This is a genomic window from Mycobacterium sp. E1747, assembly GCF_001667775.1.
In the GTDB taxonomy this organism is placed as follows: domain Bacteria; phylum Actinomycetota; class Actinomycetes; order Mycobacteriales; family Mycobacteriaceae; genus Mycobacterium.
In genome coordinates, this window is the sequence record NZ_LZJI01000035.1 from 1 (window position 1) to 14,861 (window position 14,861).

The 14,861-nt window shown below is 68.7% G+C and carries 16 protein-coding genes; 9 read left to right on the forward strand and 7 right to left on the reverse strand.

Annotated elements, in window-relative coordinates:
• Positions 1–779 (reverse strand): CocE/NonD family hydrolase (locus A5695_RS02600; RefSeq protein ID WP_156749428.1); only part of this gene is annotated, 779 nt, incomplete at its 3' end.
• Positions 780–807: 28 nt separating this feature from the next.
• Entirely contained in the window at positions 808–1,392 is a 585-nt protein-coding gene (locus A5695_RS02605; protein WP_068077745.1) for a DUF3558 domain-containing protein, read from the reverse strand.
• A gap of 147 nt (positions 1,393–1,539) precedes the next feature.
• On the opposite strand from A5695_RS02605, the gene A5695_RS02610 reads away from it, so the two are divergent.
• The 3 genes from A5695_RS02610 to truB are packed head-to-tail and all read left to right on the forward strand — an operon-like array spanning position 1,540 to position 4,099.
• On the forward strand, positions 1,540–2,517 hold the full coding sequence (locus A5695_RS02610; RefSeq protein WP_068077747.1) for a metallophosphoesterase: 978 nt from the start codon (positions 1,540–1,542) through the stop codon (positions 2,515–2,517).
• Positions 2,514–3,194, forward strand: coding sequence for a 4'-phosphopantetheinyl transferase (locus tag A5695_RS02615; protein ID WP_068077749.1), 681 nt, complete (start codon positions 2,514–2,516; stop codon positions 3,192–3,194). The genes A5695_RS02610 and A5695_RS02615 overlap by 4 nt, the downstream gene beginning before the upstream one ends.
• Positions 3,191–4,099, forward strand: a complete 909-nt coding sequence (gene truB, locus A5695_RS02620) for a tRNA pseudouridine(55) synthase TruB (protein ID WP_068077753.1) — start codon at positions 3,191–3,193, stop codon at positions 4,097–4,099. The genes A5695_RS02615 and truB overlap by 4 nt, the downstream gene beginning before the upstream one ends.
• A 46-nt stretch (positions 4,100–4,145) precedes the next feature.
• Here truB and A5695_RS02625 read toward each other — a convergent pair whose 3' ends face one another.
• Entirely contained in the window at positions 4,146–4,973 is an 828-nt protein-coding gene (locus A5695_RS02625; protein ID WP_068077755.1) for an SHOCT domain-containing protein, read from the reverse strand.
• Positions 4,974–5,109: 136 nt separating this feature from the next.
• On the opposite strand from A5695_RS02625, the gene A5695_RS02630 reads away from it, so the two are divergent.
• On the forward strand, positions 5,110–6,327 hold the full coding sequence (locus A5695_RS02630) for a lipid-transfer protein (RefSeq protein ID WP_068077757.1): 1,218 nt from the start codon (positions 5,110–5,112) through the stop codon (positions 6,325–6,327).
• Positions 6,328–6,330: 3 nt separating this feature from the next.
• Here A5695_RS02630 and mntR read toward each other — a convergent pair whose 3' ends face one another.
• Entirely contained in the window at positions 6,331–7,023 is a 693-nt protein-coding gene (gene mntR, locus A5695_RS02635) for a manganese-binding transcriptional regulator MntR (RefSeq protein ID WP_068077758.1), read from the reverse strand.
• Between the two features lie 101 nt (positions 7,024–7,124).
• Between mntR and A5695_RS02640 the strand changes: the two genes are divergently transcribed.
• Entirely contained in the window at positions 7,125–8,102 is a 978-nt protein-coding gene (locus tag A5695_RS02640; RefSeq protein ID WP_068077759.1) for a bifunctional riboflavin kinase/FAD synthetase, read from the forward strand.
• Positions 8,103–8,115: 13 nt separating this feature from the next.
• Here A5695_RS02640 and A5695_RS02645 read toward each other — a convergent pair whose 3' ends face one another.
• Together A5695_RS02645 and A5695_RS02650 are read right to left on the reverse strand one after the other, a co-directional pair.
• Positions 8,116–8,601 (reverse strand): SRPBCC domain-containing protein, encoded by a 486-nt coding sequence (locus A5695_RS02645; RefSeq protein WP_068077761.1) that lies wholly within the window; start codon positions 8,599–8,601, stop codon positions 8,116–8,118.
• Positions 8,602–8,604: 3 nt separating this feature from the next.
• Positions 8,605–8,946 (reverse strand): helix-turn-helix transcriptional regulator, encoded by a 342-nt coding sequence (locus A5695_RS02650; RefSeq protein WP_068077767.1) that lies wholly within the window; start codon positions 8,944–8,946, stop codon positions 8,605–8,607.
• Positions 8,947–9,115: 169 nt separating this feature from the next.
• On the opposite strand from A5695_RS02650, the gene rpsO reads away from it, so the two are divergent.
• The 4 genes from rpsO (at position 9,116) to A5695_RS02670 (ending at position 14,325) form a co-directional block, all read left to right on the forward strand.
• Positions 9,116–9,385: a 30S ribosomal protein S15 gene (rpsO, locus tag A5695_RS02655; protein ID WP_067199669.1), complete on the forward strand. Its 270-nt coding sequence runs from the start codon at positions 9,116–9,118 to the stop codon at positions 9,383–9,385.
• A 306-nt stretch (positions 9,386–9,691) separates the two neighbouring features.
• A complete protein-coding gene (locus A5695_RS02660; protein ID WP_197515337.1) occupies positions 9,692–11,959 on the forward strand; it encodes a polyribonucleotide nucleotidyltransferase in 2,268 nt (755 codons plus the stop codon).
• Complete coding sequence (locus A5695_RS02665) at positions 11,937–13,295, forward strand: pitrilysin family protein (RefSeq protein ID WP_068077769.1); 1,359 nt, start codon at positions 11,937–11,939, stop codon at positions 13,293–13,295. The genes A5695_RS02660 and A5695_RS02665 overlap by 23 nt, the downstream gene beginning before the upstream one ends.
• A 4-nt stretch (positions 13,296–13,299) precedes the next feature.
• Positions 13,300–14,325 (forward strand): nitronate monooxygenase, encoded by a 1,026-nt coding sequence (locus A5695_RS02670; protein WP_068077765.1) that lies wholly within the window; start codon positions 13,300–13,302, stop codon positions 14,323–14,325.
• On the opposite strand, the gene A5695_RS02675 is transcribed toward A5695_RS02670, so the two are convergent.
• Positions 14,322–14,861: alanine dehydrogenase (locus A5695_RS02675; RefSeq protein WP_369830149.1), on the reverse strand; the 540-nt coding region annotated here is incomplete at its 5' end. The genes A5695_RS02670 and A5695_RS02675 overlap by 4 nt on opposite strands.

A 14,861-nucleotide genomic window follows, 5' to 3' on the forward strand; every position in this document is an offset into this window, starting at 1 on the left:
GTGCTCACCACCGGGCTGAGCACCTGCACGCGGGATTCCCTGGACTGGCTGGACACCCACCTGGGCGGCGCGCCCGCACCGAGCAGCGCGCGGGCCGTGTCCCCGATCGGGAGCCCGAGGGCCGCCCGCGCCACCCTGCTGCGGTTCTGCAGCTGGCGCAACGCGGACCGTACCCTTACCGGATCCTCCTGGTGGGCCACCATGTCGCTCCAGCCGAGGAAGTCGTTGATGGCGAATGATCCTGTGCCCCAGACGGATTCGTTGAAATCGTGCGGTCCCACCGTGATGACGGCCGCGGCCAGCTCCGGCGGGGGATCGGTCAGCAGCGCCCACTGGGTGAAACCGAGGTAGGACACGCCGACGGTGGCGAAGCTGCCGGTGAACCACGGTTGCTCGCGCAGCCAGGCCACGGTGTCGGCCCCGTCGGCGGCCTCGTTGACCATCGGCTCGAAATCCCCGCCTGACCCGAACGTGCCGCGGACGCTCTGCAGTACGACGTGGTAGCCGCGGCTCGCGTACAGCGCCCCGAACAGCAGCGAGAACGGCAGGGCACGCCCGTAGGGGCCCCGGGCCAGCACGGTGCCGGCGGCCGACTCGGTGGCCGGCGCGTAATGATCGGCCACCAGGTCGACCCCGTCGCGCATGGGCGCCCGCACGCGTTCGACGGTGTAGGCAGTGGTCGCCGGCCGCAGCCCCAGCAGCCGGCCGACGGCCTTGGCGCCGACGTGCCGCAGGGTGTGCAGGGCGGGCTGGGCGGATCGCGTGGAGGTGATACTCACGGTGCCCAGGTTAAGGTCCCGGCGTCCGTCAGAACTTGTAGTAAGGCGCTAGGTCGTTGGCGCGCTGCAGATTGGTGGACATGCAGTCCACCTCGGGATTGGAGTAGACCGTCGAGTAGTACAGCGCCTGTTGCAGCACGCCGTAGCTGGTCTTGAACACGGTCATGCAGGAGTAATACCAGTAGCTGTTGTGATACGTCGGCTTGAGCACCCAGTACTGCGCGGCGCGGTGGCCCGCGATGGTGGTCTCGACGGCGTCGGGCGGCAACGTCTCTTCGTAGGTGCGCCAGATGATCGGCTCGACGGCCACCTGATAGTTGCCCGCGTCGAAGTGACAGCGCAGGCCGTCCTCGTGCTCGGGCGGTGTGAATCCCAGCCCGAGTCGCTGGATCACGTCGAACGGGATGTCCTCGCACGCGTCGAAGGGGCGCGGGTCGGTGGTCGCCACGATCGGGCTCTTCATCGTGGTCTCCATCGGCGCCGCGGTCGAGCGCAACTCGACGCGTCCGCCGCCGTCCGACGCGGGCGCGGCCCCCAGCCATCCCGCCGTGCCCGCTACGGCCGCTGTGGCCAGGGCGCCCACGGCCCCGATCAGACGCACCTTGGCGAACACGACCCTCCCCTGACGGCTCGGCGCTTCCTGCCCGGAGTGTACAAGTCGCGTCGGTAAGGCCACAGGGAAACAAGAACACGTTCCAATGCCGCGGGCAAGGGCCGGTGCCGACCGGCGCGAGAGCGCGGGTCATTAGGCTGGTTAATCGTGGCTGGTCAAAATGCGGGGCACGAATCGCCCAGTGGGGGACAACCGACGCTGTGGGCCGTCTCCGACCTGCACACCGGTCACCTCGGCAACAAGCCGGTCACCGAATCCCTGCACCCGTCCTCCCCGGACGATTGGCTGATCGTCGCCGGCGACGTCGCCGAACGCACCGACGAGATCCGCTGGGCGCTTGACCTGCTGCGCCGGCGATTCGCGAAGGTGATCTGGGTCCCCGGCAATCACGAGTTGTGGACCACCACCCGCGACCCGGTGCAGATCTTCGGCAAGTCCCGCTACGACTACCTGGTCAACATGTGCGACGAGATGGGCGTCGTCACCCCCGAGCATCCCTTCCCGGTGTGGACCGAGCGCGGTGGCCCCGCGACGATCGTGCCGATGTTCTTGCTCTACGACTACAGCTTCTTGCCCGAGGGGGCGACCAGCAAAGCCGAGGGCCTGACCATCGCGCGGGAGCGCAATGTGGTCGCCACCGACGAGTTCTTGCTCTCGCCGGAGCCGTATCCCACCCGGGAGGCCTGGTGTCGCGAACGGCTCTCCGCCACGCGGGCGCGCCTCGAGCAACTCGACTGGATGACGCCGACGGTTCTGGTGAACCATTTCCCGCTGGTGCGTGAGCCCTGCGACGCGTTGTTCTACCCCGAGTTCTCGCTGTGGTGCGGAACCACCAAAACCGCCGACTGGCACACCCGGTACAACGCCGTCTGTTCGGTCTACGGTCACCTACACATCCCCCGCACCACCTGGTACGACGACGTGCGCTTCGAGGAGGTGTCGGTGGGCTACCCGCGCGAGTGGCGGCGCCGCAAGCCGCACAGCTGGTTGCGCCAGGTGCTGCCCGACCCGCAGTACACGCCTGGCGACCTCAACGACTTCGGCGGCCACTTCGAGATCACTCCCGAGATGCGGCAGCACGCCGCGCAGTTCCGGGAACGGTTGCGGCAGCGGCAGTCTCGATGACCGAGCAGTTGCTGGTCTCCGCGGTACTGCCCGATGTGGGCGAGCTGGCCTCCGCCGAGGTGTATTCCGACCCGCCGGACCTGGCCCCCCTGCCGGAGGAGGAGCCGCTGATCGCCAAGTCGGTCGCCAAGCGGCGCAACGAGTTCATCACCGTCAGGCATTGCGCGCGCGTCGCGATGGGCGAGCTCGGCCTGCCGCCGGTGCCGATCCTCAAGGGCGAGAAGGGCGAACCGTGCTGGCCCGACGGGGTGGTCGGCAGCCTCACCCACTGCACGGGCTACCGCGGCGCGGTCGTGGGCCGCACCGAGGCGGTGCGCTCGGTGGGCATCGACGCCGAGCCGCACGACGTGTTGCCCGGCGGGGTGCTGAACGCGATCAGCCTGCCCGAGGAGCGCCACGAGATGGCGGCGTTGCCCGCGGGCCTGCACTGGGATCGAATCCTGTTCTGCGCCAAAGAGGCAACGTACAAGGCCTGGTTCCCGTTGACCAAGCGCTGGCTGGGTTTCGAGGACGCCCACATCGTGTTCGACCTCGATCCCGCCGACGGGGGGACCGCCGGGGTGTTCGTGTCCAAAATCCTCATCGACGGGCAGGCCCTCGACGGCCCACCGCTGACCGCGCTGAGGGGCCGGTGGTCGGTGGAGCGGGGACTGGTGCTGACCGCGATCGTGCTATGACGTCCAGCCCCGTCGGTCCTGGACTGGTCATCGTCGACAAGCCGGCCGGAATGACCAGTCACGACGTGGTGGGGCGCTGTCGCCGCATCTTCGCCACCCGCAGGGTAGGGCATGCCGGGACGCTGGACCCGATGGCCACCGGCGTGCTGGTGATCGGTGTGGAGCGTGCCACCAAGATCCTCGGCCTGCTGACGGCGGCGTCGAAGTCGTACGCCGCCACCATCCGGCTCGGACAGACCACGGCCACCGAGGACGCCGAAGGGGAAGTGCTGCACAGCGTTTCGGCCGCGCACCTGACGCGCGAGGAAATCGACGCCGCGGTCGCGACCTTGCGCGGTGCGATCGACCAGGTGCCGTCGGCGGTGAGCGCCATCAAGGTGGACGGCCGCCGCGCCTACCGGCTGGTTCGCGAGGGCCAGACCGTCGAACTCGCGGCCCGGCCGGTCCGTGTCGACCGATTCGAGGTGTGCGACGTTCGCTCCGAGGGCCCGTTCGTCGACGTCGACGTGGAGGTCGACTGCTCGTCGGGAACCTACGTTCGCGCGCTGGCCCGCGACGTGGGCGCGGCGCTCGGCGTGGGCGGGCACCTGACGGCCCTGCGGCGCACGCGGGTCGGCCGCTTCACGCTGGAGTGGGCCCGTTCGCTCGATGACCTGGCCGAGCGGCCCGCCCTGTCGCTGACCCTGGACGAGGCGTGCCTGTCGGTCTTTCCGCGCCGCGAGCTGACCGCCGAGCAGGCCGAGGCCGCGGCCAACGGGCGGGCGCTCTCGCCGGCCGGCATCGACGGCGTCTACGCCGCCTGCGATGCCGATGGCCGGGTGATCGCGCTGCTGCGCGACGAGGGCTCGCGGACCAAGTCGGTGGTGGTGGTCCGCCCGGCGACGATGCAGTCCGGGACGGACTGAGGAGAAGTCGGGCAATCCGACCTCCGCCCGGCGACGCTCTGACGCGTCACAGTCGGCTGAGCAGTTCGGCCTTCTTCGCGGCGAACTCCTCGTCGGACAGGATGCCGCGCTCGTGCAAACCGGCCAGCGATTCGATGGCCGCGACGATGGCCTGGGAATTTCCGGAATCCTCCGGCGGACCGGACGCGGGATTGGCCGCCGGTACCTCGGGTGGAAATTGCACCTCGGGCGTGAGTTGCGGCGGCGGGCCGGACTGGTATTGCGCTTGGTAGCCGGGGGCGGGTGGCGCGGCTTGGGACTGCGCCGCCTGGTGGCTACCGACCTCATGCAGACTCGACACGCCGAAGGTGCCGAACTGGCTGGTGAAGCTCACCGAGCTGTAGCCGGCGCCCTGCTGCTGTTGCACACCGCTTATTTGGTGCTCGCCGGTATCGAAAATCCTTGTGACGCCGTTGATGTGGATCGCCAGCCGCCGCGTGCTCGGGAAGAACGCGTAGCGCACGTCGTTCTGGCCGCCGACCGAGCTCGGTACCCCCAGGTCGGCCGGCCACCAGTTGTTCGAGGCGAACGCGGCCGGGGAGTGCGGGGGCGGGGCGGGAAACACCGCGGTGGTGGCGAGCAGGTGGGCCAACTCGTTGCACAGCGCGTCGACGCGGGCTTTGAGCGCGTTGTCGAACATGTTGCCGACCATTGTCATGCCGCCGCGCATCCATTGCCCGTTGCCGCCGAGTTCGGGGATGGAGAACTGGGCCATGGTGCCGCCCCCGACGCGCAGTGCGACAAGCATCGAAAGCACCGCTTCTTGGGAGAGCCCATGGCGCTGGGCGATCTCGGCGATCGCGCTGGCGGCCTCGGGAGTAACCGTCGCCTTCATGGTCCTGATCTTTCGTCGTGGGTACTGGTTCGAGCCTACGCAAAATGGTCGCAATGAGGATGGGGTGACGGCGTCGCAAGCGGGGTTCCGGCCCGCCAACCCGCACGGCTAAGCTGCCGACCAGACGGGTGTCAAAATGCCCACCGTTCGGAAGGTGCGAGCTACGTCCAACAAGGTGTACGTCGTCGGCGTCGGCATGACGAAATTCGAGAAGCCGGGCCGCCGCGAGGGCTGGGACTACCCCGACATGGCGCGCGAGTCGGGCACCAACGCGCTGGCCGACGCGGGCCTCGACTACCGCGAGGTGCAGCAGGGCTACGTCGGCTATGTCGCCGGCGATTCGACGTCCGGGCAGCGTGCCCTCTACGAGTTGGGCATGACGGGGATTCCGATCGTCAACGTCAACAACAACTGCTCGACCGGCTCCACCGCGCTTTTCCTGGCGGCGCAGGCGATCCGCGGCGGCATCGTCGACTGTGCCATCGCGCTCGGCTTCGAAAAGATGCAACCCGGGTCGCTGAGCGGGGGCGCCCAGGACCGCGAATCGCCGATGGGCAAGCACGTCAGGGCGATGGCGGAGATCGACGAGTTCGCGATGCCCGTCGCGCCCTGGATGTTCGGCGCCGCCGGCCGCGAACACATGCGTCAATACGGCACCACCGCAGAGCATTTCGCCAAGATCGGCTATAAGAATCACAAGCACTCGGTCAACAACCCGTTCGCGCAGTTCCAGGAGTCCTACACGCTCGACGACATCCTGGCCGCGCGGATGATCTCCGACCCGCTGACCAAGCTGCAGTGCTCGCCGACCTCGGACGGCTCGGGCGCGGCGATCCTGGCCTCGGAGAGCTTCGTCGAGAGCCACGGGCTGGCCGCCCAGGCCGTGGAGATCGTCGGTCAGGCCATGACGACCGACTTCGCGTCGACCTTCGACGGAAGTGCCAGAAACCTGATCGGCTACGACATGAATGTCCAAGCGGCGCAACAGGTTTACGACCAGTCCGGGCTGGGGCCCGAGGACTTCCAGGTGATCGAGCTGCACGACTGCTTCTCGGCCAACGAACTGTTGCTGTACGAGGCGCTGGGATTGTGCGGCCCGGGGGAGGCGCCCAAGCTGATCGACAACGGCGACACCACCTACGGCGGGCGCTGGGTGGTCAACCCGTCGGGCGGCCTGATCTCGAAGGGTCATCCGCTGGGCGCGACCGGGCTGGCGCAGTGCGCCGAGCTGACCTGGCAGGTGCGGGGCTCCGCGGACAACCGCCAGGTCGAGGGCGTGCGCGCCGCACTGCAACACAACATCGGGCTGGGCGGCGCGGCCGTCGTCACCGCCTACCAGCGCGCCGAGCGCTAAGGGTCAGCCGACCACCCAGATCGCCCGCGCGGCCGGGCTGCCCAAGTCGACGGTCGTCTCGGCGCCGTCGCCCGAGTCGATCGCCACCGAGATCATGCCGGCGAATTCCCGGCGGGTCAGGACCCGCAGCTGGGAGTCGAGGTTGATGCCGACGTCGGCGAAATAGCGCAGCATCTGCGGGTCGGCGTCGGAGATGCGGGCGACGGTCCCGGTGTGGCCGTCGTCGCACGCCCAGAGCTGACGCGCCGGCGGGGTGGGCACCTGCCCGTCCGAGGCCGGGATCGGGTCCCCGTGCGGGTCGCGCTGCGGGAATCCCAACTTGGCGTCGATGCGGGCGACCAGCCGATCCGACACCGCGTGCTCGAGCACTTCGGCCTCGTCGTGCACCTCGTCCCAGCCGTAGCCGAGCTCATTGACCAGGAAGGTCTCCAGCAGGCGGTGCCGGCGCACCATGGCCAGCGCCGCCCGCCGGCCCGCCTCGGTCAGCGAGACGGCGCCGTACTTCTCGTGGTCGACCAGGCCTTGCTCGGCCAGTTTTCGGATCGACTCCGAAGCCGTGCTGGCCGACACCCCGATCTTCTCGGCCAACATCTTGGTGCTGACCTTCTCCACCGACCATTCCTGCGCGTTCCAGATGGCCTTCAAGTAGTCCTGGCCGACCGCGGTGAGAGCGCTACGCTCTTCGTCAGCCTTCATAACGAGAAAGTTTAGGCAACCCAAGCCTGATCGTGCGCTCCTCGACACAGTCGCGCGGGCGGATCTCCCGGCGGAGGGCTGCGAGCCGTAGGCTTGCGGTCGTGCAGCGCTGGCGCGGCCAAGACGAGATTCCCACGGACTGGGGCAGATGCGTGCTCACGATCGGTGTGTTCGATGGTGTGCACCGGGGCCACGCTGAGCTGATCGCGCATGCGGTGAAGGCCGCCCGCGCCCGCAACGTGCCGACCGTGCTGATGACTTTCGATCCGCACCCGATGGAGGTGGTCTACCCGGGCAGCCATCCGGCGCAGCTGACGACGCTGACCCGACGCGCCGAGCTGGTCGAGGAGATGGGCATCGACGTGTTTCTGGTGATGCCGTTCACCAGTGATTTCATGAGGCTGACGCCGGAGCGCTACGTCCACGAGCTGCTGGTGGAGCACCTGCACGTGGTGGAGGTCGTGGTGGGGGAGAACTTCACCTTCGGCAAGAAGGCGGCCGGCAACGTCGAGACGCTGCGACGCGCGGGGGACCGGTTCGGCTTCGCCGTCGAAGCGATGTCGCTGCTGTCGGAGCACCACAGCAACGAGACGGTGACGTTCTCGTCCACCTACATCCGGTCCTGTGTCGACGCCGGTGACGTCGTGGCGGCAATGGAGGCGCTGGGCCGTCCGCACCGCGTCGAGGGGGTCGTCGTCCGCGGCGAGGGACGGGGCACGGAGCTGGGCTTCCCGACGGCCAACGTGGCGCCGCCCATGTATTCGGCGATCCCGGCCGACGGCGTCTACGCCGCCTGGTTCACCCTGCTCGGGCACGGCCCGGTGACCGGCACCGTCGTACCGGGCGAGCGCTACCAGGCGGCGGTGTCGGTCGGCACCAACCCGACCTTCTCTGGGCGCACCCGCACCGTCGAGGCTTTCGTCCTGGACACCACGGCCGACCTCTACGGCCAGTACGTGGCGTTGGACTTCGTCGCGCGCATCCGCGGGCAGTGCAAGTTCGATTCGGTGCAGGACCTCATCGACGCGATGGGCAAGGACACCGAACGGGCCCGCACCACCCTCTCGGCCCAGGAGTGATTCGCGGGAGCCGTCAGGATGCGACCAGGCCGTCGATCTGGTTGATGGCCGACGACGCACCCTCGACGACACCCATGTCCAGCACCTGCTGAAGCGCCTCGGCGGAGGAGTAGGTGCTCACGTAGGTCGCGCGCGTGCCGCCGTTGTGCTCGGCGAAGGTGTACACATTCCTCGACACGGGAAGGTCGGGGTTCGGGTTGAAGTCCAGGTCGGCAAAGCCGTCGAGGAACGAGAAGCTCGTCGGCTCGTCCACCTCCGTGATCTCCCAGTAGCCGGCGTACTTCTCGCCGTCCGGGCCCGTCATGAAGTACGTCGTGCGACTGCCGGGCGTGAGGCTGTGGTCGACGACGGTCGCCGGGTGGGACGGCGGCCCCCATACCTTCTCCAACTGACGCGGGTCGGCGTACACCTGCCAGATCCGGGCCACCGGGGCGGCGAAGTCCGCGGTGATGGTCAGCGTCAGGTTGTCGAGGTCGTGCTGGACGTCGGTCACGGGCATGGTTCAGTCCTCCTGGGTTGAGTCGGATGCGATGAGTTCGTCGACGCGGGCGATGCGATCCCGCCAGACGAGTTCCAGCTCGGCGAGCATGGCGCCCACCGATCGAACGGCCGCCACGTCACCGCTGGCCAGCTGCTCGCGGCCGCTTCGCCGTTTGGTGATCAGGCCGGCCTTCTCCAGCACGACGACGTGTTTTTGCACCGCGGCGAAGCTCATGTCGTACTTGAGTGCCAACGCGGAAACCGAGTGTTCCCCGGCCAGTGTTCGGCGCATGATGTCGCGCCGGGTGCGGTCGGCGAGCGCGTGGAACAGGGCGTCCACCCGGTCTTCCTGGTCTACGGTCACCGACACAACATACAACCAAATGGTTGTATGTTGTCAAGCCCCGGCGCTGGCCTGCGATTTCGGTAGACGTCGCCGCCGCTGATAGACTCGCCAGCCGATACGGCGTGTGCTGCAGTCCGCGGCGGCCACGCACGAGAATTTTCGCGGACCGATTGATGGAGATAGTTTCGTGGCGCTTACTGCCGAGCAGAAAAAAGAAATCCTGGGCACCTACGGCCTGCACGACAGCGACACCGGTTCGCCGGAGGCCCAGGTCGCGCTGCTGACCAAGCGCATCGCCGACCTCACCGAGCACCTCAAGGTGCACAAGCACGACCACCACTCGCGGCGGGGCCTGCTGCTGCTGGTCGGGCGCCGGCGCCGGCTGCTCAAATACGTCGCCCAGATCGACGTCGAGCGGTACCGCTCGCTGGTCGAGCGCCTGGGCCTGCGCCGCTGACCCGGGGCTACTGACCCTTACGTCCGCCCGTGTAGAGTGGGAGCGTTCTGGGCCGGTTCGGCCCGAGCGAACGGTGCGGCCACGCAGATCCGCGTGCGCCGTTCCAGCGTGTCATGACGGGAGCAGCCCAGTCTGTATCGGGCGGTCTTCGGTAGTGGCTGCCGGGCTCCCCGGATCTGGGGCCTCTCGGCCGCTTCGATCGATGGCCGTAGCCGCATTCAGACTTTTTCCTCTCGTAGGAAGCTCTCGGGTTTAAGCGTGACGACGCGAAAAAGCTGAATACCCAGAGAGGCCGTACGGACACCTATGTCTGTCGCTGAAATTGAAGAAGGCGTGTTCGAGTCGACCGCCGTTATCGACAACGGGAGCTTCGGCACCCGCACCATCCGTTTCGAGACCGGCCGGCTGGCCCAGCAGGCCGCCGGTGCCGTCGTCGCCTACCTCGACGACGAGAACATGCTGTTGTCGGCGACCACCGCCAGCAAGAGCCCGAAGGAGCACTTCGACTTCTTCCCGTTGACCATCGACGTCGAGGAGCGGATGTATGCGGCCGGGCGGATCCCCGGCTCGTTCTTCCGCCGGGAGGGCCGGCCCTCCACCGACGCGATCCTGACCTGCCGCCTCATCGACCGGCCGCTGCGCCCGTCGTTCGTCTCCGGGCTGCGCAACGAGATCCAGGTCGTCGTGACGATCTTGAGCCTGGACCCCAACGACCTGTACGACGTGGTGGCGATCAATGCCGCCTCCGCGTCCACCCAGATCTCGGGCCTGCCGTTCTCCGGTCCCGTCGGGGGCGTGCGGGTCGCGCTGATCGACGGCACCTGGGTCGCCTTCCCGACCGTCGAGCAGCTCGAGCGGGCCGTGTTCGACATGGTGGTCGCCGGCCGCATCGTCGGCGACGGTGACGCTAAAGACGTCGCGATCATGATGGTCGAGGCGGAGGCCACCGAGAAGGTCATCGAGCTCGTCGAGGGCGGCGCCCAGGCGCCGACGGAAACCGTGGTGGCCGAAGGCCTCGAGGCGGCCAAGCCGTTCATCGCCGTGCTGTGCACCGCGCAAGAGGAGCTGGCTCAGGCGGCCGCCAAGCCCACCGGCGAGTACCCGGTGTTCCCCGACTACGGCGACGACGTCTACTACTCGGTGGCCTCGGTGGCCACCGACGAGCTGGCCAAGGCGCTGACCATCGGCGGCAAGGCCGAGCGCGACGCGCGCACCGACGAGCTGAAAGCCGAAGTGTTGCAACGGCTCGCCGAGACCTATGAGGGCCGCGAGAAAGAGGTCAGCGCCGCGTTCCGCTCGCTGACCAAGAAGCTGGTCCGCCAGCGCATCCTGACCGACCACTTCCGCATCGACGGCCGCGGCATCACCGACATCCGCGCGCTGTCGGCCGAGGTCGCCGTGGTGCCGCGGGCGCACGGCAGCGCGCTGTTCGAGCGCGGCGAAACCCAGATCCTGGGCGTCACCACGCTGGACATGGTCAAGATGGCCCAGCAGATCGACTCGCTGGGGCCGGAGACCTCCAAGCGCTACATGCACCACTACAACTTCCCGCCCTTCTCCACCGGCGAGACCGGCCGGGTCGGATCGCCCAAGCGGCGTGAGATCGGGCACGGTGCGCTCGCCGAGCGGGCCCTGATCCCGGTGCTGCCCAGCGTCGAGGAGTTCCCGTACGCCATCCGGCAGGTGTCCGAAGCGCTGGGTTCCAACGGCTCGACGTCGATGGGATCGGTGTGCGCCTCCACGCTGGCGCTGCTGAACGCCGGCGTTCCGCTCAAGGCGCCGGTCGCCGGCATCGCCATGGGGCTGGTCTCCGACGACGTCGAAGTCGAGGGTAAGACCGAGCGTCGCTTCGTCACCCTGACCGACATCCTCGGCGCCGAGGACGCGTTCGGCGACATGGACTTCAAGTGCGCCGGCACCAAGGACTACGTCACCGCGCTGCAGCTGGACACCAAGCTGGACGGGATTCCCTCCCAGGTCCTGGCGGGCGCCCTCGCGCAGGCCAAGGACGCGCGCCTGACGATTCTCGAGGTCATGGCCGAGGCCATCGACGGACCCGACGAGATGAGCCCCTACGCGCCGCGGGTCACCACCATCAAGGTCCCGGTGGACAAGATCGGTGAGGTGATCGGGCCCAAGGGCAAGGTCATCAACGCCATCACCGAGGAGACCGGCGCGCAGATCTCCATCGAGGACGACGGCACCGTGTTCGTCGGCGCCACCGACGGGCCCTCGGCGCAGGCCGCCATCGACCGGATCAACGCCATCGCCAACCCGCAGCTGCCGACCGTCGGCGAGCGGTTCCTCGGAACCGTCGTCAAGACAACCGATTTCGGCGCCTTCGTGTCGCTGCTGCCGGGACGCGACGGGCTGGTGCACATCTCCAAGCTCGGCAAGGGCAAGCGCATCGCGAAGGTCGAGGACGTCGTGAACGTCGGCGACAAACTGCGGGTCGAGATCGCCGACATCGACAAGCGCGGCAAGATCTCTCTGGTCCTGGTGGAGGAAGACAGCTCGGCCCCGGCCGATGCCCCGGCGGCCGCACCTGCCGATGCCGCGACCGCCAGCAGCTGAGCGCGCCGCGGCGCTCCGCCGCGGCAAGCACAGCCTTGAGGAAGTCGAAACCTCGACCGCACTGCGCCGCAGCACGCTTCCGGGCGGGCTGCGCGTCGTCACCGAGTACCTGCCGGCGGTGCGTTCGGCCTCCGTCGGAGTCTGGGTCGGCGTCGGCTCGCGGGACGAGGGTGTCACCGTGGCGGGCGCGGCGCACTTCCTCGAGCACCTGCTGTTCAAGTCGACGCCCACGCGCAGCGCCGTGGACATCGCGCAAGCGATGGACGCCGTCGGCGGGGAGCTGAACGCCTTCACCGCCAAGGAGCACACCTGCTACTACGCGCACGTGCTGGACAGCGATCTGGAGCTGGCGGTCGACCTGGTGGCCGACGTGGTACTCAACGGTCGCTGCGCCACCGAGGACGTCGAACTGGAACGCGACGTGGTGCTCGAAGAGATCGCGATGCGCGACGACGACCCCGAGGACGCCCTGGGCGACATGTTCCTGGGCGCGATGTTCGGTGACCACCCGGTTGGCCGGCCGGTGATCGGCACGGCACGGTCCGTGTCGTCGATGACCCGGGCCCAGCTGCATTCCTTCCATGTGCGGCGCTACACGCCGGAGCGCATGGTGGTCGCGGTGGCCGGCAACGTCGACCACGACGAGGTGGTCGCGCTGGTGCGCGAGCACTTCGGGCCGCACCTGGTCCGCGGGCGCCGGCCGATCGCCCCGCGCAAGGGCGCCGGGCGGGTCACCGGACGGCCCGGACTGATGCTGGGCAACCGGGACGCCGAGCAGACCCACGTCTCGCTGGGCGTGCGCACCCCAGGGCGTGGCTGGCGGCACCGCTGGGCGTTGTCGGTGCTGCACAGCGCGCTGGGCGGCGGGCTGAGTTCCCGTCTGTTTCAAGAGGTTCGGGAGCTGCGCGGGTTGGCCTACTCGGTCTACTCCACGGTGGACATCTTTGCCGACAGCGGCGCGCTTTCGGTCTATGCCGCCTGCCAGCCCGAGCGGTTCGCCGAGGTGATGCAGGTGACGAACGTGGTCCTCGAGGCGGTGGCCCGCGACGGCATCACCGAGGCGGAGTGCCGCATCGCCAAGGGATCCCTGCGGGGCGGGCTGGTCCTCGGTCTGGAGGATTCCAGCTCCCGGATGAGCCGACTGGGCCGCAACGAACTGAACTATGGCGAGCACCGCAGCATCGAGCACACCCTGCGGCAGATCGACCAAGTGACCGTCGAGGAGGTCAACGCGGTGGCCCACCGGCTGCTGAACCAGCCGTACGGGGCCGGGGTCCTGGGCCCGTATCCCTCCAAACGGTCACTGCCCCAACAACTTCGGGCGATGGTAAGTTAGCTCCGTGGTACTGGGCTTTTGGGACATCATGGTGCCCATCGTGGGCGCGCCGATGGCCGGCGGACCGGGCACGCCCGAGCTGGCCGCGGCGGTGTCCAACGCGGGTGGCCTCGGGTTCGTCCCCGGCGGCCACCGCAGCGCGGACCGGTTCGCCGAGGACATCGCCGCCGCGCGCGCGGCGACCACCGGCCCGCTGGGCGTCAACCTCTTCGTGCCCCAACCCAGCGTCGCCGACTGGATGGCGCTGGATTACTACGCCGAGGAACTCGAGGAGATCGCCGACTACTACCAGGTCGAGGTCGGCCACCCGCACCACGGCGACGACGACGACTGGGAGCGCAAGCTCGAGGTGGTGGCCGACGTGCGGCCCGAGCTGGTGTCGTTCACCTTCGGGGTGCCGCCGCCCGACGTCATCCGGCGGCTGGGCGCCTTGGGCCTGCTGGTGATGGTCACGGTGACCTCGCCGTACGAGGCGGGCGTGGCCGTCGCGGCCGGCGCGGACAGTCTCATCGTCCAGGGTCCGGACGCGGGCGGGCACCGGGGCACCTTCGCGCCGGACATGGAGCCCGGCAACGAATCGCTGCACCACCTGATCGACCGCATCCGCCACGCCCATGAGGTCCCGATCATCGCGGCGGGCGGCCTGGGCAACGCCCGTGATGTCGCCGCCGTGCTGCACCGCGGCGCGGTGGCCGTACAGGTCGGCACCGCGCTGCTGCTCAGCGACGAGGCGGGCACCAGCACGGCGCACCGCACCGCCCTGAAGAACCCGGTTTTCGCCACCACGGTCGTCACTCGCGCCTTCTCGGGCCGCTACGCGCGCGGCCTGGAGAACAACTTCACCCGTCTGCTCGACAACGTGGCGCCGCTGGGCTACCCGGAGGTCAACCAGATGACCTCCCCGATCCGCGAGGCCGCCGCCGCAATGGAGGACCCGAACGGCATACCGCTGTGGGCTGGAACGTCGTTCAAGGAGGCGCAACCCGGGCCGGCGGCCGACATCATCGCCAGCCTCATCGAGGCCGACTAGGCCAGCAGGCTCGCCGGATCGGTGAACGGCAGGCCCAGGTCCGTCGCCACCCGTTCGGACAGCAGCGCTCCGTCGTGCGTCGAAAGGCCTTTGGCCAGAGCGTGATCCGACCGACACGCCGCCTGCCAGCCGCGGTCGGCGAGTTGTAGCACGTAGGGCATCGTCGCGTTGGTCAGCGCCACGGTCGACGTCTTGGGCACCGCGCTGGGCATGTTCGCCACGCAGTAGAACTGGGTGTCGTGCACGGTGAACGTCGGGTCATCGTGGGTGGTCGGCCGGGAATCGGCGAAGCAGCCGCCCTGGTCGATTGAGATGTCGACCAGCACCGCACCCGGTTTCATCTGCGCTACAAGAGAATTCGAGATAAGCTTGGGCGCCTTGCCGCCGGGCAGCAGGACCGCCCCGATCAACAGGTCCGCGCGCGTGACGGTGCCCTCCAGCTCGTAGGCCGACGAGTAGCGCGTGCGAACCTGTCCACCGAATTCCGCGTCCAGGAGCCGAAGCTTGCCGATGTTGACGTCGAGCACCGTGACGCT

Coding starts and splice junctions, on each gene's coding strand:
- A5695_RS02615 (WP_068077749.1), top strand. CDS start 2,514: ATGACCGAGCAGTTGCTGGTCTCCGCGGTACTGCCCGATGTGGGCGAG.
- truB (WP_068077753.1), top strand. CDS start 3,191: ATGACGTCCAGCCCCGTCGGTCCTGGACTGGTCATCGTCGACAAGCCG.
- A5695_RS02625 (WP_068077755.1), bottom strand. CDS start 4,973: ATGAAGGCGACGGTTACTCCCGAGGCCGCCAGCGCGATCGCCGAGATC.
- A5695_RS02630 (WP_068077757.1), top strand. CDS start 5,110: ATGCCCACCGTTCGGAAGGTGCGAGCTACGTCCAACAAGGTGTACGTC.
- mntR (WP_068077758.1), bottom strand. CDS start 7,023: ATGAAGGCTGACGAAGAGCGTAGCGCTCTCACCGCGGTCGGCCAGGAC.
- A5695_RS02645 (WP_068077761.1), bottom strand. CDS start 8,601: ATGCCCGTGACCGACGTCCAGCACGACCTCGACAACCTGACGCTGACC.
- A5695_RS02660 (WP_197515337.1), top strand. CDS start 9,692: ATGTCTGTCGCTGAAATTGAAGAAGGCGTGTTCGAGTCGACCGCCGTT.
- A5695_RS02665 (WP_068077769.1), top strand. CDS start 11,937: ATGCCGCGACCGCCAGCAGCTGAGCGCGCCGCGGCGCTCCGCCGCGGC.